The organism is Roseivivax isoporae LMG 25204 (genome assembly GCF_000521865.1).
GTDB classification, from domain to species: Bacteria; Pseudomonadota; Alphaproteobacteria; order Rhodobacterales; family Rhodobacteraceae; genus Roseivivax; species Roseivivax isoporae.
In genome coordinates, this window is the sequence record NZ_JAME01000011.1 from 12634 (window position 1) to 33930 (window position 21297).

Annotated in this window: 23 protein-coding genes; 19 read left to right on the top strand and 4 right to left on the bottom strand. The window is 68.5% G+C overall.

The genetic code is table 11. The features are described 5' to 3' along the window. The first annotated feature begins 28 nt into the window (after positions 1–28). The 12 genes from RISW2_RS08745 (at position 29) to RISW2_RS08800 (ending at position 10760) form a co-directional block, all read left to right on the top strand. Complete coding sequence (locus RISW2_RS08745) at positions 29–481, top strand: SRPBCC family protein (RefSeq protein WP_043769253.1); 453 nt, start codon at positions 29–31, stop codon at positions 479–481. Further along, a complete protein-coding gene (locus tag RISW2_RS08750) occupies positions 478–1323 on the top strand; it encodes an FAD binding domain-containing protein (RefSeq protein ID WP_043769256.1) in 846 nt (281 codons plus the stop codon). The genes RISW2_RS08745 and RISW2_RS08750 overlap by 4 nt, the downstream gene beginning before the upstream one ends. Continuing rightward, positions 1320–1799, top strand: a complete 480-nt coding sequence (locus tag RISW2_RS08755; protein ID WP_156943808.1) for a (2Fe-2S)-binding protein — start codon at positions 1320–1322, stop codon at positions 1797–1799. Before RISW2_RS08750 ends, RISW2_RS08755 begins: the two co-directional genes overlap by 4 nt. Then, positions 1796–4117: a xanthine dehydrogenase family protein molybdopterin-binding subunit gene (locus RISW2_RS08760; RefSeq protein WP_043769260.1), complete on the top strand. Its 2322-nt coding sequence runs from the start codon at positions 1796–1798 to the stop codon at positions 4115–4117. The genes RISW2_RS08755 and RISW2_RS08760 overlap by 4 nt, the downstream gene beginning before the upstream one ends. 77 nt (positions 4118–4194) lie before the next feature. Next, positions 4195–5382, top strand: a complete 1188-nt coding sequence (locus RISW2_RS08765) for an amino acid ABC transporter substrate-binding protein (RefSeq protein WP_043769262.1) — start codon at positions 4195–4197, stop codon at positions 5380–5382. A 112-nt stretch (positions 5383–5494) separates the two neighbouring features. Further along, a complete protein-coding gene (locus tag RISW2_RS08770; RefSeq protein ID WP_084615309.1) occupies positions 5495–6382 on the top strand; it encodes a branched-chain amino acid ABC transporter permease in 888 nt (295 codons plus the stop codon). Continuing rightward, the gene (locus RISW2_RS08775) at positions 6379–7281 is read left to right on the top strand and encodes a branched-chain amino acid ABC transporter permease (protein WP_043769266.1); all 903 of its coding nucleotides are present in this window, start codon (positions 6379–6381) and stop codon (positions 7279–7281) included. The genes RISW2_RS08770 and RISW2_RS08775 overlap by 4 nt, the downstream gene beginning before the upstream one ends. Then, positions 7281–8000 carry an ABC transporter ATP-binding protein gene (locus RISW2_RS08780; protein WP_043769269.1) on the top strand — a complete coding sequence of 240 codons (720 nt, stop codon included), beginning with the start codon at positions 7281–7283 and terminating at the stop codon, positions 7998–8000. The genes RISW2_RS08775 and RISW2_RS08780 overlap by 1 nt, the downstream gene beginning before the upstream one ends. An 8-nt stretch (positions 8001–8008) precedes the next feature. After that, positions 8009–8713, top strand: a complete 705-nt coding sequence (locus tag RISW2_RS08785) for an ABC transporter ATP-binding protein (RefSeq protein WP_051491886.1) — start codon at positions 8009–8011, stop codon at positions 8711–8713. Positions 8714–8751: 38 nt separating this feature from the next. After that, positions 8752–9042, top strand: coding sequence for a YciI family protein (locus RISW2_RS08790; protein ID WP_051491887.1), 291 nt, complete (start codon positions 8752–8754; stop codon positions 9040–9042). 23 nt (positions 9043–9065) lie between these two features. Further along, positions 9066–9512 (top strand): cupin domain-containing protein, encoded by a 447-nt coding sequence (locus RISW2_RS08795; protein WP_051491888.1) that lies wholly within the window; start codon positions 9066–9068, stop codon positions 9510–9512. Between the two features lie 3 nt (positions 9513–9515). Continuing rightward, complete coding sequence (locus tag RISW2_RS08800) at positions 9516–10760, top strand: FAD-dependent monooxygenase (RefSeq protein WP_043769273.1); 1245 nt, start codon at positions 9516–9518, stop codon at positions 10758–10760. A 173-nt stretch (positions 10761–10933) separates the two neighbouring features. Here the strand turns inward: RISW2_RS08800 and RISW2_RS08805 are convergent, their stop codons facing one another. Continuing rightward, entirely contained in the window at positions 10934–11794 is an 861-nt protein-coding gene (locus RISW2_RS08805; protein WP_043769275.1) for a LysR family transcriptional regulator, read from the bottom strand. A gap of 93 nt (positions 11795–11887) precedes the next feature. Between RISW2_RS08805 and RISW2_RS08810 the strand changes: the two genes are divergently transcribed. The 6 genes from RISW2_RS08810 (at position 11888) to RISW2_RS08835 (ending at position 18778) form a co-directional block, all read left to right on the top strand. Next, positions 11888–13333: an aldehyde dehydrogenase family protein gene (locus RISW2_RS08810; protein ID WP_043769277.1), complete on the top strand. Its 1446-nt coding sequence runs from the start codon at positions 11888–11890 to the stop codon at positions 13331–13333. Continuing rightward, the gene (locus RISW2_RS08815; protein WP_043769279.1) at positions 13330–14343 is read left to right on the top strand and encodes a membrane dipeptidase; all 1014 of its coding nucleotides are present in this window, start codon (positions 13330–13332) and stop codon (positions 14341–14343) included. The genes RISW2_RS08810 and RISW2_RS08815 overlap by 4 nt, the downstream gene beginning before the upstream one ends. A gap of 35 nt (positions 14344–14378) precedes the next feature. Then, on the top strand, positions 14379–15929 hold the full coding sequence (locus tag RISW2_RS08820) for a BCCT family transporter (RefSeq protein ID WP_043769281.1): 1551 nt from the start codon (positions 14379–14381) through the stop codon (positions 15927–15929). 67 nt (positions 15930–15996) lie between these two features. Next, positions 15997–17676, top strand: coding sequence for a hypothetical protein (locus RISW2_RS08825; RefSeq protein WP_051491889.1), 1680 nt, complete (start codon positions 15997–15999; stop codon positions 17674–17676). Continuing rightward, positions 17673–18407, top strand: coding sequence for a DUF3726 domain-containing protein (locus tag RISW2_RS08830; RefSeq protein ID WP_051491890.1), 735 nt, complete (start codon positions 17673–17675; stop codon positions 18405–18407). The genes RISW2_RS08825 and RISW2_RS08830 overlap by 4 nt, the downstream gene beginning before the upstream one ends. A 17-nt stretch (positions 18408–18424) precedes the next feature. Then, on the top strand, positions 18425–18778 hold the full coding sequence (locus RISW2_RS08835; RefSeq protein ID WP_043769286.1) for a RidA family protein: 354 nt from the start codon (positions 18425–18427) through the stop codon (positions 18776–18778). A 52-nt stretch (positions 18779–18830) separates the two neighbouring features. Here the strand turns inward: RISW2_RS08835 and RISW2_RS08840 are convergent, their stop codons facing one another. After that, the gene (locus tag RISW2_RS08840; RefSeq protein ID WP_043769288.1) at positions 18831–19334 is read right to left on the bottom strand and encodes an MgtC/SapB family protein; all 504 of its coding nucleotides are present in this window, start codon (positions 19332–19334) and stop codon (positions 18831–18833) included. A gap of 175 nt (positions 19335–19509) precedes the next feature. On the opposite strand from RISW2_RS08840, the gene RISW2_RS08845 reads away from it, so the two are divergent. Then, positions 19510–20040: an RNA polymerase sigma factor gene (locus RISW2_RS08845; protein WP_051491891.1), complete on the top strand. Its 531-nt coding sequence runs from the start codon at positions 19510–19512 to the stop codon at positions 20038–20040. A gap of 11 nt (positions 20041–20051) precedes the next feature. Here RISW2_RS08845 and RISW2_RS08850 read toward each other — a convergent pair whose 3' ends face one another. Both RISW2_RS08850 and RISW2_RS08855 read right to left on the bottom strand, forming a co-directional pair. Further along, a complete protein-coding gene (locus RISW2_RS08850; RefSeq protein ID WP_051491892.1) occupies positions 20052–20300 on the bottom strand; it encodes a DUF6894 family protein in 249 nt (82 codons plus the stop codon). 21 nt (positions 20301–20321) lie between these two features. Next, positions 20322–21053, bottom strand: a complete 732-nt coding sequence (locus RISW2_RS08855; protein ID WP_043769290.1) for a Crp/Fnr family transcriptional regulator — start codon at positions 21051–21053, stop codon at positions 20322–20324. Positions 21054–21297 lie beyond the last annotated feature (244 nt).

The window sequence follows — 21297 nt, forward strand, 5'->3', positions numbered from 1 at the left end:
CCCTGCGTCATTCCGCTAGGGCAGTCACATGAAGATCGAGGGAGAATTCGAGGTCGAGGCCCCGCGCAGCGAGGTTTGGGACAGGATCCGCGACCCTCAGGTCATGGGCGCCTGCATTCCCGGCTGCGAGGCGGTCGAACAGGTGGACGACATGGCCTACCGGGCGAACATCTCGGTGAAGGTCGGCCCCATCAAGGCGCGCTTCAACCTGCTGGTCGAAGTGCTCGAGGAACGGCCCGAGCACACGATCCTCTCCCGCACCTCCGGCGAGGAAGGGACACGCGCAAGCGTCGTGACCTCGGACAACGTGGTGCGGCTTTGCGATACCGACAGCGGCGGCACGCGGGTGGACTATGCGGCGGATGTCTCGGTCACCGGGCGGCTCGGCAAGTTCGGCCTTGGGATCTTCCGCAAGAAGGCGGACCAGCTGGCGGCACAGTTCGTCGAGAACTTCCGTGCGAGACTGGGGGTGACGGCATGACCGAGGTCCTCAGTCCCCTGACCGTCGACGACGCGATAGCGCTGCTGGTCGAGCATGATGAGGCCATGCCGCTGGCGGGAGGTGCGACATTGATCGCGATGCGCAACGCCTCCCTGGTCGAGCCCTCGCATCTTGTCAGCCTTGACCGTATTGCCGAGCTGCGCGGGATCGACCGCACCGCCGACGGGACGATCCGGATCGGCGCCATGACCCGGCATTGCGACACCGCCGCCTGCGCCGAACTCACCGGCAGTCTTCACGTCCTGCGCCGTGCCGCGGGCATGATCGCCAACCGCGTGGTGCGCAACATGGGCACGATGGGCGGGGCGGTCGCCAATGCCGACCCGGCGGCGGACTACCTTCCGGCGCTCGCCTGCTGCGACGCGACGCTTGAAATCGCGGGGCCGGAGGGGCGGCGGAGCCTTTCGATCCACGACTATGTCGATGACTGGTACGAGACCGCGCTGGGCGAGGGCGAGATCATCACGGCGATCATGCTGCCCGCACCGGTCGAGGCACCTTCCGCGTACCGCAAGATCGCACGGGTGTCGGGCGACTATGCCACCGCGTCCTGCGCCATGGCGCTCGACCCGGACGGGCAGGGTCTGCGCGTAGCCATCGGGGCGTGCGGGCCGGGCCCCCTGCGCGACCGCGCCGGCGAGGACGCCCTGCGCGGCAAGCTCCACGATCCTGCGGCTCTTGCCGAATTCGCCGGCCGGCTCGTGGCCCTGGCCGATCCCGTGGACGACGTGCGCGGCAGCGCCGAGTACCGCCTGCGTCTCATCCCGCGGCTCGTCGCGTCGGTCCTGTCCGAACTCGCCCCGCAGAAGGAGACGGCATGATGGTAAAGAAAGTCCTGCACAGCCTCACCCTGAACGGAGAGGAGGTCCAGGTGGCCACTGCAGCCGGGGCGACGCTTCTCCAGACGCTGCGGGAAGACCTGCGGATCCTCAGCTCCAAGCGCGGATGCAACCAGGGCGTCTGCGGCGCCTGCACCGTGCTCGTGGACGGCACGCCGGTCCGCGCCTGCCTGACCCTGACCGCCCGCTGCGAGGGTCATGCGGTGCAGACGATGGAGGGCATGGACGGCGACCGCGTGATGGCGACGCTCCAGCGCCACATGGTTCAGAGCGGCGGGGTCCAGTGCGGATTCTGTACCGGGGGCGTCCTGATCTCCGCACGCGACCTGCTCGAGGCCGATCCGACCCCGAGCCGCGAGGCGGTGAAGACCGCGCTGTCCGGAAACATCTGCCGCTGCACCGGGTATCGCACCATCGTCGATGCTGTCTGCGGTGCGGCCGAGGAGCTGTCGCAATGAGTCTCGATCAACCGGAACCGATCTTCGTCGGCGGCACCGTCGGCCAGTCCGTCGCCAAGACCGACAGCCTCGAGAAGGTGCAGGGGCGCGCCGAGTACATCGCCGATCTCTACCGCCCCGGCATGTTGCACGGAGCGATCCTCGCCAGCCCGCATGCGCATGCCCGCATCCGGGGCTACGACCTGTCCGAGGCGATGCAGGCCCCGGGCGTCGTGGCGATCATAACCGGGGACGACGTGGGCGAGGGCCGCATGGGCGCCTTCATCAAGGACGAGCACGCCATCGCGAAGGGCAAGGTGCTCTATGTCGGGGAGCCCGTCGCCGCCGTCGCAGCCCGGACCGAGGAGGAGGCACGCCACGCCTGCCGCCTGATCAAGGTGGACTACGAGGAGCTGCCCGCGGTCCTGTCCCCCGAGGAGGGGCTCGCCCGGGACGCACCGATCCTGCACGAGCACCTGGCGGAATACATCAAGGTCTTCGACGCGGGTTCCGACGGCAACCTCTGCAGCCGTACCGAGCTGAGCGAGGGCGACGTGGATGCGGCCTGGGCCGACTGCGACGTGATCGTGGAGGGCGAGTACACCACCCAGCCACAGGCGCATGTCTCGATGGAGCCCTGCGGTGCCCTGGCCGAGGTGGACGCCGCCGGCCGCGTCACGCTCTGGTCCGCGAACCAGTCGGTTTTCCGGGTGCAGGCCAATGTATGCGAAAGCCTCGGCCTTCCGATGTCGAGGCTCCGCAGCCTGACGCCCCGGGTCGGCGCGGGATTCGGGAACAAGATGGAGCCGCACATCCAGCCCATCACCGTGGCGCTGGCCATGAAGGCGATGCGGCCCGTGAAGCTGATCCTGTCGCGCGAGGAAGATTTCGAGATGGTCCGCGCGCGCCATCCCTACCGGGTCCGGATGAAGACCGGCGCGAAATCCGACGGGACGCTCGTCGCGCGCGAATGCGAGGTGCTCGTGGAATGCGGGGCCTTCGCGGACGACAGTCCCGGGGTGATGGGCTACAGCCTGCTGATGTGCGGCGGCCCCTACCGCATCCCGCACATGAAAGCCTCGGGCAAGCTGGTCTACACCAACAAGCTGCGCTTCGGCGCGTTCCGCGGCTTCGGCAACCCGCAGGTTCTGTTCGCGGGGGAACAGCAGATCGACCAGATCGGCGAGAAGCTGGGCCTCGACCCGTTCACGATCCGGCGCCGGAACCTGCTGCGCCGGGGCGACCAGTGGTTCGTCGGGCCGCGCATCGGCTCGAACGGGCTCGGCCGCTGCCTCGACGCGGTCGAGCAGGCCGCCAAGGGGGCTCGCGCCGACGGCAGCCCGCGCAATTTCGGCCTTGCCGTCACCGCGCACATCTCGGGTCTCCTCGGCACCGGCGCCATCGTCAGGATGCTCGAGGACGGGACGATCTCGCTCAATACCGGGGCGACCGATATCGGGCAGGGATCGGACACGGTCCTGGCTCAGATCTGCGCCGAGGAACTGAAACTGCCTTTCGACCAGGTGGCGGTCGCCAGTCCTGACACGGACGGGTCGCCCTACAACTGGGGCACGACCGCGTCCCGCGTGACCTATACCACGGGCCGCGCGGTGAAGGCGGCGGCGAAGAAAGTCGTGGACCAGGCAATGGATCACGCGGCCGAGATTCTGGACTGCGATGTCGCCGACCTCGAACTGCGCGAGGGCGGCCGGATCGGGCGACACGGCTCGAACACCGACGTGACCTTCGCCCAAATCTCGGGGCGCGCGCACTGGGCAGCAGGCGGGCCGCTGGTCGGCAGCGAGACGCTGGTCTTCGACGAGCCGACGCACGATCCGAAGCGGGCGATCGCCCTCGGGCTTCCGTTCCCGCGCATCGGCGTGTTCAGCTTCGCCGCACTCGGCGTCGACGTGGATGTGGACGACACCAGCGGACAGGTGAGCGTGCATGAGGCATGGTCGGCCGCCGATGTGGGGCGCGCGATCAATCCGAGGCTGGTCGAGGTGCAGCTTCACGGCGGCTTCGTCCAGGGGCTGGGATATTCGCTGTACGAGGAAATGGTCTGGGACGGGGCCCGGCTCGCGAACCCGTCCCTCATGGACTACAAGGTGCCGACCGCGCGCGACGTCCCCGACGCGATCCATACCTTCATCATCGAGGACCCGGATCCCACCGGCCCCTTCGGCGCGAAGGGCGCGGGCGAGATCGGCCTGAATGCCGCCCCCGGCGCGATCGCCAACGCCGTGGCCAGGGCCACCGGCGCCCGGCATGCGCATCTGCCGCTGACCGGCGAGCGTGTGCTGGCGGGCATGCTGGACCCCGGGGCCCTGCAGGACTGACCAAAAAGATCCGCACACAAGATCGCAAAGATCAAAAAAAGGGGCCGCGAACAGGGCCTCCAACAGGAGACGAAACGATGAAACGACCAACAAGGCTCGCATCTGCCGCGCTGGCGACGGCGATCGCCCTGACCGCCGCCGGCGCCGCGATCGCGCAGGATCCGATCACGATCGGCTATTCCATCGCGCGTACCGGCATCTACGCGGCCGCCGCGCCGTCGCAGGAAAACCCCTACAAGCTCTGGCAGACGCAGGTGAACGCCGAGGGCGGGCTTGAGCTGCCCGACGGCGTCCGGCGCCCGGTGGAGTTCGTCAGCTACGACGACCAGTCCAACCCCGCCAACACCGTGCGGATTTACGAAAAGCTGATCACGCAGGACGAGGTCGATCTCCTGGCCGCGCCGTGGGGCACGCCGATGCACCTGGCCCTCGCGCCCGTGCTCCAGCGCTTCAAGATGCCGATGGTCGGCAATACCGCGGCATCCGTGCAGCTGCGGAACGTGGCGCCCGGCTATATCTGGTTCCCCACCTCGGCGATCCCCGACACGATGGGGGCGGAGCTTGCCAAGATGATGCAGGCCGAGGGCGTCCAAAGCGTGGCCCTGCTCGCGAACGAGCTGCCCTATTCGCAGGAGTTCCGCAGTTTCCTGATCCCCGCGCTCGAAGAGGCCGGGATCGAGGTCATGGTGGACGAAAGCTATCCGCCCGACATCAAGGACATGACCTCGATGCTGGTCGAGGTACGCGACGCGGCGCCGGACGCGGTGGTCGCGATGACCTACCCGTCGGATGCCTTCCTGTTCGCGGGGCAGGCGAAGGAGTTGGGGATCGAGGCGCCCTTCGTGATGTCGCTGATCGGCCCCACGATCGACGCCTACCGCAAGGCGAACGGGACCGCCGTGAATGGTGTCGTCTCCTCCGCACACTGGTCGCCCGAGGCGGTTGACTGGCCGAAGGGGCAGGCGTTCTTCGATGCCTACGTGGAGGCGTTCGGCGAGGAGCCCGACGCGCTCGATTCCGCGCTCGCCTACATGTCGCTGGAAATCCTCCAGCAGGCGGTGGCCGAGGTGGGCCTCGATCCTGAGGCGCTGCGCGAGGAGATCGCCAGCGGTACCTTCGACACGATCAACGGCGAGGTCCGCTTCGACGGCGTCCAGAACGTCGTGACCCCGACGGGCTTCGTCCAGATCCAGGACGGAAAGATCGAACTGGTCTGGCCCGAGGCCGTGAAGACCGCCGACTACGCGCCCAAGCAGGGCTGGTAATCCGCGGAGCCCCGTCCATGGCGGGCGGGGCAGCCTTCCGTGCCAATCCGACCCGCGCGGGCTTGGCCCCGCGCCATGCCCCCGGGGTCTCAGCTACGGGAACAGGACCGTCGTGGATACATTGCTGTCAGGACAACTTCTCTTTGCCGCGCTCGTTTCGGGATCGCTCTACGCGCTTGTCGCGCTCGGGCTGAACCTAGTCTACGGCACGCTGCGGCTGCTCAACATCGCCCATGGCGATCTGGTGATGATCGGGGCCTACACGGCCTTCTGGGCAATCTCGCTGCTCGCCATCCCGCCGGTCGTCTCGCTGGTCATCGCGGCCGCGCTCTGCGCCCTGCTGGGATGGGCCGTCTACGCGGGTCTCTTCCGGCGGATGCTGGCCAGGCCCGATCTCGCCAAGCGGGTCGAGGCGAACTCCCTGATCCTCTTCTACGGCATTTCGGTGATCCTGCAGAACCTCGCAGCGCTCGCGTTCACCTCGACATCGCGCGGCTACCAGTACCTCGACACCGTCATCACGTGGCAGTGCGTCAGCATGACCGGCAACCGCCTGCTGTCGCTGGGCGTGGCGGCGGCGGTCTGCTTCGGCACCTTGCTGTTCCTGCGCTTCCACCTCTTCGGATGGAGCCTGCGCGCCGTGATCCAGCGGCGCGAGGCGGCGCAGGTCGTGGGCGTGAACCTCAACAGGGTTCAGATGCTGACGATCTGCGCCGGTTTCGCGGTCGCCGGCGTGGCGGGCGTGCTGGTCAGCATGACCGAGCAGATCACGCCCTTCATGGGGTTCCCGTTCACGATCGTGGCCTTCGTCGTGATCATCATCGGGGGCCTCGGCAATATCGGCGCCGGGGTGCTTGCAGGCTTCTGCCTCGGCCTCGTCGAGACCTACGGCATCGCGCTGACCTCGCCCGGCTATCGCTCGATCCTGATCTACGGGCTCTTCGTCGGCGTTCTCCTTCTCCGTCCCGAAGGCATCTTTACCAAGGCGGTGCGGTCATGAGGGGCGCCGGCATGATCCTCGGCGTCGCGCTCGCCGTATTCGGCGCGGCGGTTCCCGCTTTCGGAAGTCCCTACCTGATGGGAGTGGTCTTTCAGGTGGCGATGTGGATCGCCCTCGCGCAGAGCTGGTCGATGCTCTCCGCGACGACCGGCTACCTGTCTCTCGGCCATGCGGTGTTCTACGGCGTCGGAGCCTATGTCTGCGTCCTGCTGACCGGCACGATCCCTTTCGAGCTGGCGTTGCTCGCGGCGGCCGCCGCGGCCGCGCTTTTCGCCGCGCTGGTCGGGATGCCGGTGCTGAGGGTGCGCGGCCCCTATTTCGTGATCCTGACCTACGGGCTGTCCGAGCTTGTCCGCCACGTGGTCATGCGGATCGAATCCGCGCTCGGCAGCTTCGGGCGGATGATCTTCGACGTTCCCGCGACCGAGGTGCTGCTGTGGTGGATGGTTGGGCTTGCGGTGCTGGCCACCCTGGGCGCCTATGCCATCCGTCACTCGCGCTTCGGTGCCGGACTGGCCGCCATCCGCGAGGACGAGGTCGCGGCCGAAACCGTCGGCGTTCCCGTCACGCGCCTCAAGCTCCTGGCCTTCATCGCGTCCGCCGCCATTCCCGGCGCCGTCGGCGGCCTCGCCCTGCTGCGCACGAGCTACTTCGAGCCCGCGCAGGCATTCGATCCGGTGATCTCGTTCACGATCGTCACCATGGCCCTCGTGGGCGGAACCGAAACGGTGCGCGGCCCGATCCTCGGTGCCGTGGGTTTCGCGCTGCTCTCGGAACTTCTGTGGTCCAGCCTGCCCCAGCTTTACATGATCGTGCTGGGCGTGACGCTGATCGCCTTCATCCTCTTCGTTCCGAGAGGCCTCTCCGGCTTGGTCGGACGCATCGGGAGGGCAGGCTGATGGCATTTCTCGACATCACGGGCGTGAGCAAGCGCTTCGGCGGCCTCATGGCGCTCAGCGACGTCAGCCTTCAGGTCGAGAAGGGAGAAATCTTCGGCCTGATGGGGGCCAACGGCGCCGGCAAGACGACGCTCTTCAGCGTGATCGCCGGGCACGTGGCGCCCTCGGCCGGCGAGGTCGTCTTCAACGGGACGCGCCTGACCGGACTGTCGCCCAGCCGGATCTGCCGCCTCGGCCTCTGCCGTACCTTCCAGATCGTGCGGCCCTTCGCCGGTCTCACGGTGGCCGAGAACCTGCGCGTCGCGGCCCTCTACGGAAGCGGGCGCAAGCTCTCGGCCGTCGAGATCGCCCGGGTGGTCGACGCGGCGCTGGAGGCCGTCGACCTGTCGGACCGTCGCCACCTCGACGCGGCGCAGCTGACCCTGTCCGGACAGAAGCGGCTGGAGATCGCCCGCGCGCTCGCCACCGGCGCGCAGCTCGTGATGCTGGACGAGGTCATGGCCGGCCTCAACCCGACCGAGGTCAGCGCGATGCTCGCCACGCTCGAACGGCTGCGCGGCGATCACAGGCTGACCTTCGTGATCGTCGAACACGTGATCGGCGCCCTGATGACGCTCTCCGACCGCATCCTCGTGCTCGATCACGGCGAGTGCATCGCGTTCGGCACGCCCGAGGAGATCGGCAACCACGATCGCGTCGCGGAGGTGTACTTCGGATGACCGTTCCCATGCTTTCCGTAACGGGACTGCGTGCCGCCTACGGGCCGGTCCAGGTCCTGTTCGACGTGGACTTCGACGTGGCAGCGGGCAGCGTGACAACGCTGATCGGTGCCAATGGCGCGGGCAAGACAACGATCATGAAATCCGTGGCCGGACTGGTATCGGCGACGGGCGGGACGATCCGGTTCGAGGGGCGGGACATCACGCGGACGGCGAGCCACGACCGGGTGGACGCGGGCCTCTGCCTGATCCCCGAAGGACGCCTCGTGTTTCCGGGCATGACGGTCGAGCAGAACCTGCGCCTCGGTGCGATCGCGCCGAGGGCGCGGGCGGGCCATTCCGGGATGCTGCAAGAGGTGTTCCGGCGGTTTCCCCGGTTGGAGGAACGCCGGGCCCAGCAGGCCGGGCTGATGTCCGGGGGCGAACAGCAGATGCTGGCGCTCGGGCGGGGTCTCATGGCGCGGCCGCGCCTGATCCTGATGGACGAACCCACCCTCGGGCTGGCGCCGGTGATGGTGAAACAGGTTTTCGAGACGATCGAGGAGCTGCGCACCGCCGGCTTCACGATCCTGCTCGCCGAACAGAATGCCAGGGTCGCGCTCGAGCTCGCCGACAGGGCCTACCTGCTGGAAAACGGCCGCGTCGCGCTGTCGGGGCCCGGGTCAGACCTGCTGGGATCGCCCGAGGTGCGCCGCGCCTATCTCGGGATGTGACCGCCATGCCCGCGTGTCCTCAACCATAGGAGCCGCAGATGCGCTTCATCGCCCTCTTCCTCGACGACGTCCAGCCGGCGCAGATCGACGCGGATCTGACGCGGGACCACTTCGACTACCTGGCCGCCCGCCGCGATCGGATCACCGAGGCGGGCGGACTGCGCGAGGGGCCCGAGGCCCCCTTCTGCGGCTCGCTCTGGGTCATCGAGGCCGACACCCTGGCTGAGGCGCAGGCGCTCGCCGAGGGAGATCCCTACTGCAAGGCCGGGCTCCGGCCCGAGTGCCGCGTGCTGCAATGGAACCGGGCGCCCCTGCCCAAGACCGACTGACCCGACAAGGAAAGGATTGAGCCATGAGTCTCCCGGACGGCACCGAGGTGAAGGTCTTCACCCCCGGCACCACGACCGAAGCCAAGCAGGGCATGCCGCAGTTCTTCGGCGTTTCTGAGAACACGACCGGTGCCAGGCACCTGTCGCTGAACGTGACGGCCTTCGGCCCCGGCGGGCGGGCGAAGTCGCATCGGCACAGGGATTACGAGACGGCGATCTACACCATGTCGGGCCGGATCGTGCTGCTGCACGGGCCGGCCCTCGAAACCGAGAGCCTGATGGAGCCCGGAAGCTTCTGCTTCATCCCGGCAGAGGTGCCGCATGTGGCCTTCAACCTGTCCGAGACCGAGCCGGCGACGGCGCTGACCGCGCGCAACGACCCGCGCGAGCAGGAGAACGTCGTGCTGATGCCCGAACTCGATACCGCGGACCTGGACGCGCGCATCGCCAAGCGCCGGGCGGAGGGCTGAGGGATGAAGGTCATCATCGCGGGCGGCGGCATCGGGGGCCTCACGGCCGCGCTGTATCTCCACAAGCACGGCGTGTCCTGCCAGGTCTTCGAGAAGGTCCCGGAGATCCTGCAACTCGGCGTGGGCATCACCATGCTTCCGCATGCTATCCGCGCCATGAACGAACTCGGGCTGATGGAGCGGCTCGATGAGCTGGGCGTCCGCACGGACCGCATGATCTTCCGGACCCGTGGCGGGCAGGAAGTCTGGAACGCGCCGCGCGGCCTGGCGGCAGGCTACGACGTGCCGCAGATCACCGCGCACCGCGCAGACATCCATCAGGTGCTGCTCGATGCCGTGACCGAACGGCTTCCCGCGGGGGCACTGACCCTCGACGCGGCGTTCGAGGCCGTGGAGGACACGGGGGAGGGGGTCCACGTCACCCTGCGGCGGGGGGACGGCACCACGTTCACAGCCGAGGGCGACGTGCTGATCGGGGCCGACGGCATCCATTCCGCCGTGCGCCGTCTCCTGAACCCCGACGAGGGCGCGCCGCGCTGGTCCGGCCTGATGCTCTGGCGCGGAGCGCTGGACTGGCCGAAGGTGCTCGACGGGCACACGATTATCAATTCGGGCGGCATCGGCAGAAAGTTCATCTTCTACCCGATCGGCCCCGGCAAGACGCCCGGCACGCAGCTCATGAACTGGGCTTGCGTGGTCCGCCAGGCCGAGCCGGGCGCGCCGGCGCCCGGCCGCGAGGACTGGAACCGCGAGGCGCAGGCCGAGGTGCTGCACCCGATCCTCGCCGATTTCGACGTGCCCGAGACCGACATCCGCGCGATGGTCGACGCTACGCCTGTGTTCTGGGATTTCCCGATGTGCGACCGGGACCCGCTCAAGACGTGGACACGGGGCCGCGTGACCCTGCTCGGAGACGCTGCGCACCCGATGTATCCGTTCGGGGCGAACGGATCGGCGCAGGCGATCCTCGATGCGCGCGCACTCGGTCGGCTCTGCGGCGCGGGCGGCGATCCGGCCGCGATCCTGCAGGCCTACGAGGCCGAGCGGCTCGGGCCGGTGAACGAGGTCGTCGCCGGCAATCGCACCGGCGGGCCGGAGCGCGTGATCGACGAGGTGGAAGCCCGCATCGCGCACATGCCCGGGCAAAGGTTCTCCGATCTCGAGACGATCCTGCCCTTCAAGGAACGCGACGCCATCGTGAACGGCTATTCGAGGCTTGCGGGCTTCGCGACGGAGCAGGTGCGCTGACCGATCGGTCGGTCGGCCCGGCGATCCGCTGCGGCGCTCTCAGTCCCTCCAGGCCGGCCCCCTTCCGCTGACGCGCCGCCGCGGCCCGGCCGGTGCGCGGTGAGGGGGCCAGCCACGACGGGCCACGATCCCGGCAATGGGCGCGACGGGCCCCTGTCACGGGTCCGTCCGGCCTAGAGCGCGGTCCAGAATGCCTCGGCTGCGGGACCGAGGTGGCGATCCTCCGACCGGATCTTCCGCAAGTGGCGTCGTGTCGCCGGATCCTCGGGCATCAGGAAGGTCAGTTGGTCGGGCTGGTGCTGCAGGGCGGCACGCGGCAGCACCGTTGCGCCGAGGCCCGCGCGCACGAAGGACAAGAGCGCGGTCGTGTTGCGGGCCTCGAGATTGCAGGCCATGAGCAACCGCGGCACGCAGGCGTGATCGACAAGGTGGCAGAGCGGGTTCGCGATGAGCGGTTCCCGTTCGAGCAGGCTCCAGGAGACCGCTGATCCATCTGTGACTGCCCGTGCGATTGGCCCATCCGTGCGGCAGACAATGCCGAGGTCGTCCTCGAGGATCACGTTGCCATCCTCCGGGGCATCCGTCGTCGCCGACAGGATTCCGATATCGGCGGCGTCGAGCTTGACCCGCCGGCGCACCGTCGCGCTGTCCACGTCGCTGATCTCGAGCCTCACGTCGGGACGGATGCGGCGGAAGGCGGCGATGACGCCAGGCAGGACGGTGACGGCCGCCGACGGTACCGCGGCGATCCGGACCGTTCCCGCCGTCGAGACCGCGTGCCGCCCGATGGCGTCGACACTGCGGGCGAAGGCATCGGTGGCGCGGCTGCTTTCCTCGAGCACGAGCTGTCCCAGCGGCGTCAGCCGGTTCTTCCGGTCGGTCTCGAACAGGGGGGCGCCGATATGGGCTTCGAGCTGCGCGAGTGTCATCGACACCGCGGACGGCGTCCGGGCAAGCAGCGCCGACGCCGCGGTGAGCGAGCCTTGCTCCGCGACGATCCGAAAGGTGCGCAGCATCTCGAGCTTGATGGCCATTACAGAAATCCTGAAATTACATTCAAATGTTCAAGATAGTCTGAAGTCATTCTCCCCGCTAAGGACTGGAGTCAAGCAAGACGAGGATGAGCGATGCACACCGGACTCTACATCGACGGCCGCTGGGAAGCCGGCGCCAGCGAGATCGAAAACCGCAATCCCTCGGACCTGTCGGATGTGATCGGCCATTATGCGCAGGCGAGCGCGGACCAGCTGGACGCGGCCCTGCACGCGGCCAGGCGCGCGCAGGTGGCATGGTGGGCCGCGGGCATCCAGAAACGCCACGACGTGCTCATGGCGATCGGCACCGAGCTGATGGCCCGCGCGGATGAGATCGGTCGGACCGTGGCGCGCGAGGAAGGAAAGCCGCTGGCCGAAGGCAAGGGCGAGGTCTACCGCGCCGGGCAGTTCTTCACGTATTTCGCCGGAGAATGCCTGCGCAATCAGGGCGACCTGGCTGAAAGCGTCCGTGCCGGCGTGGAGATCGATGTGCGCCGCGAACCCTTGGGCGTCGTGGCGATCATCTCGCCCTGGAATTTCCCGGTCGCGACCCCCGCGTGGAAGATCGCCCCGGCGCTCGCCTTCGGCAATGCGGTGGTCTGGAAACCCGCGAACCTGACTCCGGCCAGTGCGGTTGCCCTGACCGAGATCATCGCCAGGCAGGATATCCCGGCAGGCCTCTTCAATCTTGTTGCCGGCCCGGGCCGCGATGTCGGCCAGCGCCTCGTCGATAGCCGAGAGGTCGCGGCGATCAGCTTTACCGGCTCGGTCCCGGTGGGGCGCGGCCTCGCCGCCTCGGCCATCCGCAACATGACCAAGGTGCAGATGGAGATGGGGTCGAAAAATCCAATGGTCATCATGGACGATGCCGATCTCGATCTTGCCGTGGCCTGCGCGTCCGGTGCGGCCTTCGGGGCCACCGGCCAGAAATGCACGGCCGCCTCGCGCCTGATCGTGCACGATTCCGTCCATGACGCGTTCGTCGAGAAGCTGGTCGAGGCGGCAGAGGCTCTCCGGGTCGGTCACGCGCTGGAAGAGGGGACGCAGCTTGGCCCCGTGGTAAGCGAGAGCCAGCTCGCGCAGAACCTCGACTATGTCGGGATCGGCAAACGCGAAGGCGCCGAGCTCTTGTGCGGCGGCGCGCGGCTGGAGCGCGCAACCGAGGGATATTACATGTCCCCGGCGGTCTTCGCGGGAACGCGGAACGACATGCGCATCAACCGTGAGGAGATGTTCGCGCCGATCACCTGCGTGATCAAGGCGGGCAGCTATGACGAGGCGCTCGCCATCGCCAATGACAGCGAATTCGGCCTGACCGCGGGGATCATGACGCGCAGCCTGGCGCGCGCCAGCCATTTCCGCGCCAACATGCGCGCAGGCTGCGTCATGGTGAACCTCCCGACGGCGGGCACGGATTACCACGTCCCCTTCGGCGGACGCGGTGCGTCGTCCTATGGTCCGCGCGAGCAGGGGGCCTACGCCGCCGAGTTCTACACCACCGTCAAGACCGCCTACGTCGCAGCGGGCGAGCCGTCATGAGCGTGCTGATCGACGGGCTGCAATACGCCAACTGGTCGGAAAAGATCTTCCGCCAGATGCGCATGGGCGGCGTGGACGCGGTGCATGTCACCATCGCCTACCACGAGACCTTTCGCGAGACGGTGCTGCAGATCGAACGCTGGAACCGCTGGTTCGAGCGTTACCCCGACCTGATCTTCCAGGGCCGCACCGCGGCGGACGTGACGCTGGCGCAGGCAACCGGCCGCACCGCGATCTTCTTCGGCGCGCAGAATCCCTCCTGCATGGAGGACGATATCGGGTTGATCGAGATCCTGCACACGCTGGGCCTGCGCTTCATGCAGCTGACCTACAACAACCAGTCGCTGCTGGCCTCGGGCTGCTACGAGGCGGACGACACCGGGCTGACCCGCATGGGGCGAGAGGTCGTGGCAGAGATGAACCGCGTGGGCCTCGTGGTCGACATGAGCCATTCCGGCGAACGGTCGACACTGGAGGCGATCGAGCATTCGACCCGCCCGATCGCGATCACCCACGCCAATCCCGCCAGCTGGCACGGGGCACTGCGCAACAAGTCGGATGTCGTGCTGAAGGCCCTGGGCGAAACCGGCGGCATGATGGGCTTCTCGGTCTATCCGCATCACCTGAAGGGCGGGAGCGCCTGCAGCCTTCAGGACTTCTGCGACATGGTCGCGCGCACCGCCGATCTGGTGGGCATCGGCCATGTGGGGATCGGCACCGACCTGTGCCAGGACCAGCCCGACAGCATCGTGGAATGGATGCGGACGGGACGCTGGACCAAGCGGATCGACTACGGCGAAGGCAGTGCCGCGACCCCCGGCTTTCCGGACATGCCGGGCTGGTTCGCCGACAACCGCGATTTCGGCACCCTCCGGGCAGGCCTGCGCGCCGCCGGGATGACCGATGCGGATGCGGACGCAGTCATGGGAGGGAACTGGCTGCGGTTCTTCGAGACGAGTTTCGGTGCTGCCCGCGAATGGGGCGATACCACCGCGCACGCCGCGCAATGACCCCCAAGGGGGGCGATCTTTTGGGAGGAGATCCGATGACCGACACGATCGAAGCCGGCGGCCTGTCCGCCGGTCTTGGAAAGGTGGACAAGCCCTTGTTCGCCATCACCGGGGGCTTCATCGCCCTGTTCTGCGCGCTGGCGCTTTTCAACATCGACCTGCTGTCCGGCATCGTCGACTGGGGATTCAATTTTGCCGCCACCTATTTCGGCCTTTACTGGCAGGTGCTGCTGCTGGCGACTTTCCTGATCGGGCTGCTGCTCTGCGTCCTGCCCGGCGGCAAGACGCGCATGGGCAACCTCGCAAAGCCGGAGTTCACGGTGTTCCAGTGGGGCTCGATGATCATGTGCACGTTGCTGGCCGGCGGCGGCGTCTTCTGGGCCGCGGGCGAGCCCATCGCGCATTACCTTTCGACGCCCCCGCTCTTCGGGGATCTGAGCGCCGATCCGCAGGCGGCGGCCCATGCCGCGCTGGCGCAGAGCTTCCTGCACTGGGGCTTTCTGGCCTGGGCGATCCTCGGCTCGCTGACCACCGTGATGCTGATGCATTACCACTACGACAAGGGCCTGCCCCTCGCTCCGCGCACGCTGCTTTATCCGCTGTTCGGCGACCGGGCGATCAGCGGCCCCATCGGCCTGATCGCGGATGCCTCGTGCATCATCGCCGTCGTGGCGGGGACCGTCGGCCCGATCGGCTTCCTGGGCCTGCAGATGTCCTACGGTCTGAACGCGCTGTTCGGCATCCCGGACACCTTCGCCACGCAGACCGTGGTGATCCTCGCCCTGGCCGGCGTCTACACCGTCTCGGCGATTTCGGGCCTGTCCAAGGGCATCCAGCTTCTGTCCAAGATCAACGTGATCCTCGCGTTCGTGCTGCTGGCCTTCATGCTCGTCGCGGGGCCGACCTTCTTCATCTTCGACGGGTTTGCCGGCGGAATGGGCGTCTACCTGTCGAACTTCTTCGACATGGCGATGTATCGCGGCGAGGCGGGAATGTTCGGCGCGCCAGGCTGGCTCGGCTGGTGGACCGTCTTCTTCTGGGGTTGGTTCCTGGGCTACGGGCCGATGATGGCGATCTTCATCGCCCGGGTCAGCCGCGGCCGGTCGATCCGCTCGATCGTCCTGATGCTGTCGGTCCTCGCGCCGATCGTCACCAATTTCTGGTTCACGATCATCGGCGGCACCGGCATCGCGCTGGAACAGATGACCCCCGGCGTGATCTCGGGGCCGTTCGAGGGCTTCGACCTGCCCGCAGGGCTCCTCGCCACGACGCAGGCGCTGCCGATGGGATTCCTCCTGTCGGTGCTGTTCCTCGTGCTGACGATGATCTTCGTCGCCACCACAAGCGACTCGATGAGCTACGTGATCGCGACGTCGATGTCCGACGACAACCCGTCGCCCATGCTGCGCGCCTTCTGGGGGCTTGCCATGGGGGTGATGGCGCTGATCCTGATCTCGACCGGGGCCGGCGGCATCGGCAAGCTGCAGAGCTTCATCGTGGTCACGGCGGCACCCGTGTCGCTGGTGCTGCTGCCCTCGCTCTGGGACGCGCTGCGCATCACCTTGATGCTGGGAAAGAGAGCCTGATCATTGCCTGGACGTGCGGGCGGGTCGGAACCGCCCGCAGCTTGGACCGACGAACCGCGAGGATGCCATGGATTGCGCTTCCCTGAACCCGATGCCCGAGGCCGAGGCCTTCCGTCGCCCGCCGTCGCAGGTGATGCGCCTCGCGCGGATGGGCTGCGCGCACCCGACCCGCCTGTCGTTCCTGCGCACGCTCCTGCGCCGGGTGACCCGCGAAGGCTGGACCTTCGACCGGCCGGTCTGGGACATCGACGGTACCGGCGTCGGACGCGCCGTCTACCGGGCCGCGGGGCCGGACCGTACCTATTCGCTGGTGGCGTTCGCCCATGACCTGCCCGACGGCATGCGGTCGGACCGGGTGATCGCGACGGCCTGGGACGCCACCTTCACGCTCTTCGACGGGGAACCCAGCGCCGCCGACCTCGACCGCCTCGAGGCCAATGTGCCGCTGCAGGAAGCGGGCCGCATCAGCCCGCGCGAACTGTCGCTCAGCCGCGCCAACCGCTCGGTGCGCCTCTTCGCCCATGTGGTCGAGCGGCTGGCCCGTGGCCAGCAGCCCGACCGCGCCGAAGTCGACGCCGTCGGATACCTGATGCGCACCACCGCCGTGTACGGGTCGGGCAAGTTCGGTGCGGCGGACCGCGCGGCCATCGCGGACCGGCCGGAACTCAGCGCCCCGTTCCAGGCCGAAATGCTCTCGGTCTGGCTGACGCGGCAGTTCACCGTGGATATCGCGGAACACCTTGCCGCCGTTCGCGGCGGTACCGCGGCCGCGCGGCTTGATCCCGCGATCCGGCAGGCTTTGGGCGTCGGAAATTCCACCGGGCTCGGCATGGCGCCGTTCCTGGTGCGCCACCCGGTGCTGCTGAACAACTGGATGGTGGCCCGCGAGGAGGCGCTTGCCCGTGTCCGCGCGCAGCAGGCCGCGGACCCCGACGCCGTGGCGGGATTGCGAGCGGCGATTGCCGACGCCCGGGAGAACGCCATGCTCTGGCGGTCGGGCCATCCGGTCCAGGTGGGGAAACTCGGTGCGCTGCGCCGCGACCTGTCACGTCTCGCCGATCATGTCGCCGGCTGGCCCGCGCCGGGCCTGCGCATTCCCTGGGACGCGCTCTGGCGCTGGGGCGAATCCGAGCTGTCGCTGGAGGGCCAGGAGGCGCTGCTGGCATTGATGCTCGAGCCGCATGGCACGCTCGTCGACGACCTGGCCGATTGCATGACGGCGGACGAAGCGGCCACGTTCCGTCTCGACGGTGCGATGACCGTGGCGACGCTGTCGGCCCTCCTGAAAGAGCATTGCGACTGGGCGCTCTCCACGGATTTCGACCTGCCGGAGAACGCCGCGCGGTTCTGGTACGTGTCCGAGGAAAAGCTGGAACCGCGCCTCGGAAACCGGTTCGAGGAGGAGGGGGCCGCGCTGGAACAGCCTCTCTGCATCGCGCGGCTGGCGCGGGACCTGCATGCGGCGCTGGCCGACTGGCCCGCGGAGACGCCCCTGGCCACGTTCCTCCTTGCCCATCCCGAGCATCGGCTCATGGCACGGCGCGCGCAGATCCTGCACAGCCATCCCTATGCCGAGGTGCAGGACAACCTGATCGCCGAAACGATGCTGCCCATCGACCTCATGCGCTGCAAACTGGCGTTCTTCGGTGCCAGCCGCTTCGACCCCCGGTCCGACAAGTGGGTGCGCATCAGCCTCTTCCAGGGGCTGCCCTATCCGGCCGACGTGAGCCCGGGAGCCTGGACATGACGACGGCGCAGGCTCCTGACTCAGAACCCAACGACCCCACGCGGTCCGGCCCGCAATGGCCGGCGGGCTCGGGCGCGCGGCTGTCGCTGAACGAGATTGCCCAGCTCTGTCTCAAGGCCGCCCGCGGCGCCGGCATGAGCTGGGGCCTGGCCGAGGAGGCGGGCTTTGCCGCGGCCTGGATGGCGGAACGCGGCCTCGACGGACCCGGGGCACTCTTGACGCAGCTCCGCGATGCGGTCGGACGTCCCTGGCGCGACATCTGCCCCGTCGTCGCTCCGGGTGCCTTCCGGGCGGGCGACCGCGGCGGTCTCTGCCCCATCGCGCTTGGCTCGGCGCTCTGCGACCATGCCCGTCTGCCGGAAACCGCCATGGACGGGGCCGCCCTGCAGGTGGGCCCGGTCGATCACCCCGTCCTGCTGCTGGCCTTCCTGTCCGACCTCGCGCGGACGCGGGGCGGCGCCGTACGGCTGGTCTGGCCCCGGGGCGCCGTGCTGCTGACGGCCGATGGCCGAGTGTTCGGCGACGCGGACGAACTGGCACGCGAGACCCGGCTCGACGGCGCGCTGTCCCTCGATGACGTCGCCCCGGAGGAGCAGCCGGCGCCCCGCGCGCCGCTATACGTGCCCTCGGAAACCCTGAGCGGTCTCAATGCCTTCGCGCTGCGCACCACGGTTCCGGCCTCGGACGCCTCGCGCGCCGGCGCCGGTGCCACCGCCGGCGACAACGATTGACAAAAGGAAAGAACCCAATGCGGCTGCAACGATTGAACCCGGGACCACGCATGAGCCAGGCGGTCCTCATCGGCGACACCGCCTTTCTGGCCGGACAGGTGCCCACCGACCTGACGGGCGACATCGCCGCGCAGACCCGCGAGGTGCTGGACAAGGTCGATGCCGTGATGGCCGAACTCGGCGGCACCAAGGCCGACATCGCGTCGGTGCAGGTCTGGCTCGCCGACATGGCCGATTTCCAGGGCATGAATGCCGTCTGGGATGCATGGGTCGACGCCGCCAATCCGCCGGCGCGCGCGACCTGTGGCGTGGCGCTGGCCCGCCCCGGAATGCGGGTCGAGATGATCGTGGTCGCGCGCGCGCCGAGGTGAGCCGGGCCGGTTCTGGGTGACCGCTGCGTGTACCGCGCCATCCGTGGCGCGGTCATTCTTGCGCGTCGACCCCGTCGTCGTCGCGGCCGAAGGCCTTCTCGCCCTCCTTCAGGATGCGCATGACCACCAGCGCGAGGATGGTGGAGGTGACGGCGAGCGACCAGAGGCCAAGGCCGCAGGCCACGCCGATTGCGGCCGAGAGCCACATGCCGGCGCCGGTGGTGAGCCCGCGGACCTCGCCGCGGGTCAGGACGATCAGGCCGGCGGCCAGGAAGGCCACGCCCTCGGTCACCGCCTCGACCACCCGGATCGGGTCGGCGCGCACGTGGTCGCCGGCATCCTCCATCATCACCACGAGTTCCAGCATCACGATGCAGTAGACGCAGGCCGCGACGCCCGTGAGGATGTGCGTGCGCAGGCCCGCGGCCTTGGCGTGCAGCTCGCGCTCGAAGCCGATGAGCCCGCACAGGCCGAGGGCGCCGAGCAGGCGCATCACCACCACGGGCAGGGGCAGGGCGCTGCCGGCCGCGAGGTCGTTGAGGAGCGTGTTCATCATCGGGGCGTGAAACAGCGCAGCGGCCGGAACGTTCCAGAGACCGCGCGCCCTCGGCGCCGACGATCCCCTTTCAGGGGAATGTTCCAGAAAAAATCCCGCATAAGGAGAAAAAAATCGACGCGAGGGCGACTCCATGTTGCCGCGCGTCCGGGGCGTGTCCGGCAAGAAAACGACTATGACGGAACAGCATCGCCACCCCGCCGAGCAGACCCCGGAACTCCGCCGGGACCAGTCCCGCAGCGCGTTCGAGGACGCCCTGACCTCCGAGATGCCCCATGTCAGAAGCTACGCGCTGTCGTTGACGCGCGATGCCGCCAATGCCGACGACCTGGTGCAGGACTGCATGGTGCGGGCGCTGAAGAACTGGCAGTCCTACGCCGCCGGCACCCACATGCGGCGCTGGCTCTTCACCATCGTGCGCAACCGCCATCTCGACCGCTGCCGCAGCGAATCGCGGCGCGGGCAGTCGATCTCGATCGACGACTGCCCGCAGGGCACCCTCGGCCAGCGGGCCGCGCAGGACGACTGGATGGCGCTGCGCGATTGCGGGCGCAAGCTGCGCGAGGCGCGGGCCTGCGACCGCGAGATCCTGTTCATGCGGGTTTTCTCGGGGCTCTCGAACGAGGAGATCGCCCGGCGGCTCGGCATCGCCGAGGGCACCGTCCGCAGCCGTCTGTCGCGCATGCGGGCACAGATGCGGGCCTGAGGCGGCAACCGTCAGGTCGCGTCTGGATCGAGAACCTCGCAGAGGATGCTGGCCGTCGCCACGATGACCGGCACGCGCGCCTCGTCGCGCACCACCACCACGTAGGTCGCGCGGTCGCCGTCGGGCAGTTCGTCCCGCACGATCAGCGCAAGCTCGTGGACAGCGGTGTTCCGCGCGGCCCACAGCGATGGCAGGCATTGCCCGTCGGGATCGCGTTCCCGGGTGCGGCCGTCGTCGATGTCGAAGTAGTACCGTCCCACGCGTTCTCCTTCCTGCAGGGGTCAGCGGTGCGGCGCACCGTCGAGATGAAGGTATCCCGGGTCGAAATGCGCGAACTCCGCCGCCACGTCGTAATCGGGAAAGGTGATCCGCCGGGCCTGCAGCGTGATGAGGCCTTGGTTGCGCATGGACCGGAGCACGCGCTGAACGTGCACCGGAGAGATGCCGAGCAGGTCCGCGATCACCGGCTGCGTGAACGGCAGCTCGAAGGACGTCTCGCCGCCGAGACCCACCGCGCGCAGCCGCGCATGCAGCTCGCAGAAGAGGTGGGTGACCTGCTGGATCGACGGGCGGCGGCCCACGTTCACGAGCCATTCCCGCAGGATCGATTCCTCGACCAGCGACGCCCACCAGCAGGCGCGGCTGATGCCGGACGAGGCGTCGACCAGGGCGAGCACCTCGGTGGCGTCGACGCGGGCGATCCGCGAGGGCACGAGGGTGCCGATCGCGTGATCGACGTGGCCCAGCACCGACATGTGCAGGTCGCAGAAATCGCCGGGCAGCATCAGCCCCACGATGGCGCGCCGCCCGTCGGGCAGGTGACGGTAGCGGCAGGCGACGCCCTCGGTCACCACGTGCACGCGCCGCGGTCGGTCCTCCTCCTGCACGAGGTCGACGCCCGGGGCGACGAGCCGTGCGACCCGGGTCAGGTCGTCGAGGCGCGCCATGTCGGTGCTGCAAAGCGTCGCGCCGCGCTGCAGCTTGCGAACCAGGTGGCTTTTCGTCTGTCTCATGACATCCGGCCGTACCAGGGGCGGGCGCCGCGGAGGCGTGAGCGGTCCGGCGACGCGGGACCCCGCGGGCGGGGACGCGCAGCGGCCCGCAGGCCATCGCCCGGTGGGGCGAGGATAGCACGTTTTCGCGCGCGCCGCCGCATCGGCATGCGGTCGCGCAGGAAGGCCGGGCGGTGGCCCGACGCGGAGATTGGATCGATCCGGCATGTCATTGTGGCGTTCCCCGCGAGCCGTTCGGACACTT

What these genes read in the sequence shown, in the direction of transcription:
- RISW2_RS08745 (WP_043769253.1), top strand. Translation starts at nt 29, where the DNA reads ATGAAGATCGAGGGAGAATTCGAGGTCGAGGCCCCGCGCAGCGAGGTT.
- RISW2_RS08750 (WP_043769256.1), top strand. Translation starts at nt 478, where the DNA reads ATGACCGAGGTCCTCAGTCCCCTGACCGTCGACGACGCGATAGCGCTG.
- RISW2_RS08755 (WP_156943808.1), top strand. Translation starts at nt 1,320, where the DNA reads ATGATGGTAAAGAAAGTCCTGCACAGCCTCACCCTGAACGGAGAGGAG.
- RISW2_RS08760 (WP_043769260.1), top strand. Translation starts at nt 1,796, where the DNA reads ATGAGTCTCGATCAACCGGAACCGATCTTCGTCGGCGGCACCGTCGGC.
- RISW2_RS08765 (WP_043769262.1), top strand. Translation starts at nt 4,195, where the DNA reads ATGAAACGACCAACAAGGCTCGCATCTGCCGCGCTGGCGACGGCGATC.
- RISW2_RS08775 (WP_043769266.1), top strand. Translation starts at nt 6,379, where the DNA reads ATGAGGGGCGCCGGCATGATCCTCGGCGTCGCGCTCGCCGTATTCGGC.
- RISW2_RS08780 (WP_043769269.1), top strand. Translation starts at nt 7,281, where the DNA reads ATGGCATTTCTCGACATCACGGGCGTGAGCAAGCGCTTCGGCGGCCTC.
- RISW2_RS08785 (WP_051491886.1), top strand. Translation starts at nt 8,009, where the DNA reads ATGCTTTCCGTAACGGGACTGCGTGCCGCCTACGGGCCGGTCCAGGTC.
- RISW2_RS08790 (WP_051491887.1), top strand. Translation starts at nt 8,752, where the DNA reads ATGCGCTTCATCGCCCTCTTCCTCGACGACGTCCAGCCGGCGCAGATC.
- RISW2_RS08795 (WP_051491888.1), top strand. Translation starts at nt 9,066, where the DNA reads ATGAGTCTCCCGGACGGCACCGAGGTGAAGGTCTTCACCCCCGGCACC.
- RISW2_RS08800 (WP_043769273.1), top strand. Translation starts at nt 9,516, where the DNA reads ATGAAGGTCATCATCGCGGGCGGCGGCATCGGGGGCCTCACGGCCGCG.
- RISW2_RS08805 (WP_043769275.1), bottom strand. Translation starts at nt 11,794, where the DNA reads ATGGCCATCAAGCTCGAGATGCTGCGCACCTTTCGGATCGTCGCGGAG.
- RISW2_RS08810 (WP_043769277.1), top strand. Translation starts at nt 11,888, where the DNA reads ATGCACACCGGACTCTACATCGACGGCCGCTGGGAAGCCGGCGCCAGC.
- RISW2_RS08815 (WP_043769279.1), top strand. Translation starts at nt 13,330, where the DNA reads ATGAGCGTGCTGATCGACGGGCTGCAATACGCCAACTGGTCGGAAAAG.
- RISW2_RS08820 (WP_043769281.1), top strand. Translation starts at nt 14,379, where the DNA reads ATGACCGACACGATCGAAGCCGGCGGCCTGTCCGCCGGTCTTGGAAAG.
- RISW2_RS08825 (WP_051491889.1), top strand. Translation starts at nt 15,997, where the DNA reads ATGGATTGCGCTTCCCTGAACCCGATGCCCGAGGCCGAGGCCTTCCGT.
- RISW2_RS08830 (WP_051491890.1), top strand. Translation starts at nt 17,673, where the DNA reads ATGACGACGGCGCAGGCTCCTGACTCAGAACCCAACGACCCCACGCGG.
- RISW2_RS08835 (WP_043769286.1), top strand. Translation starts at nt 18,425, where the DNA reads ATGCGGCTGCAACGATTGAACCCGGGACCACGCATGAGCCAGGCGGTC.
- RISW2_RS08840 (WP_043769288.1), bottom strand. Translation starts at nt 19,334, where the DNA reads ATGATGAACACGCTCCTCAACGACCTCGCGGCCGGCAGCGCCCTGCCC.
- RISW2_RS08845 (WP_051491891.1), top strand. Translation starts at nt 19,510, where the DNA reads ATGACGGAACAGCATCGCCACCCCGCCGAGCAGACCCCGGAACTCCGC.
- RISW2_RS08855 (WP_043769290.1), bottom strand. Translation starts at nt 21,053, where the DNA reads ATGAGACAGACGAAAAGCCACCTGGTTCGCAAGCTGCAGCGCGGCGCG.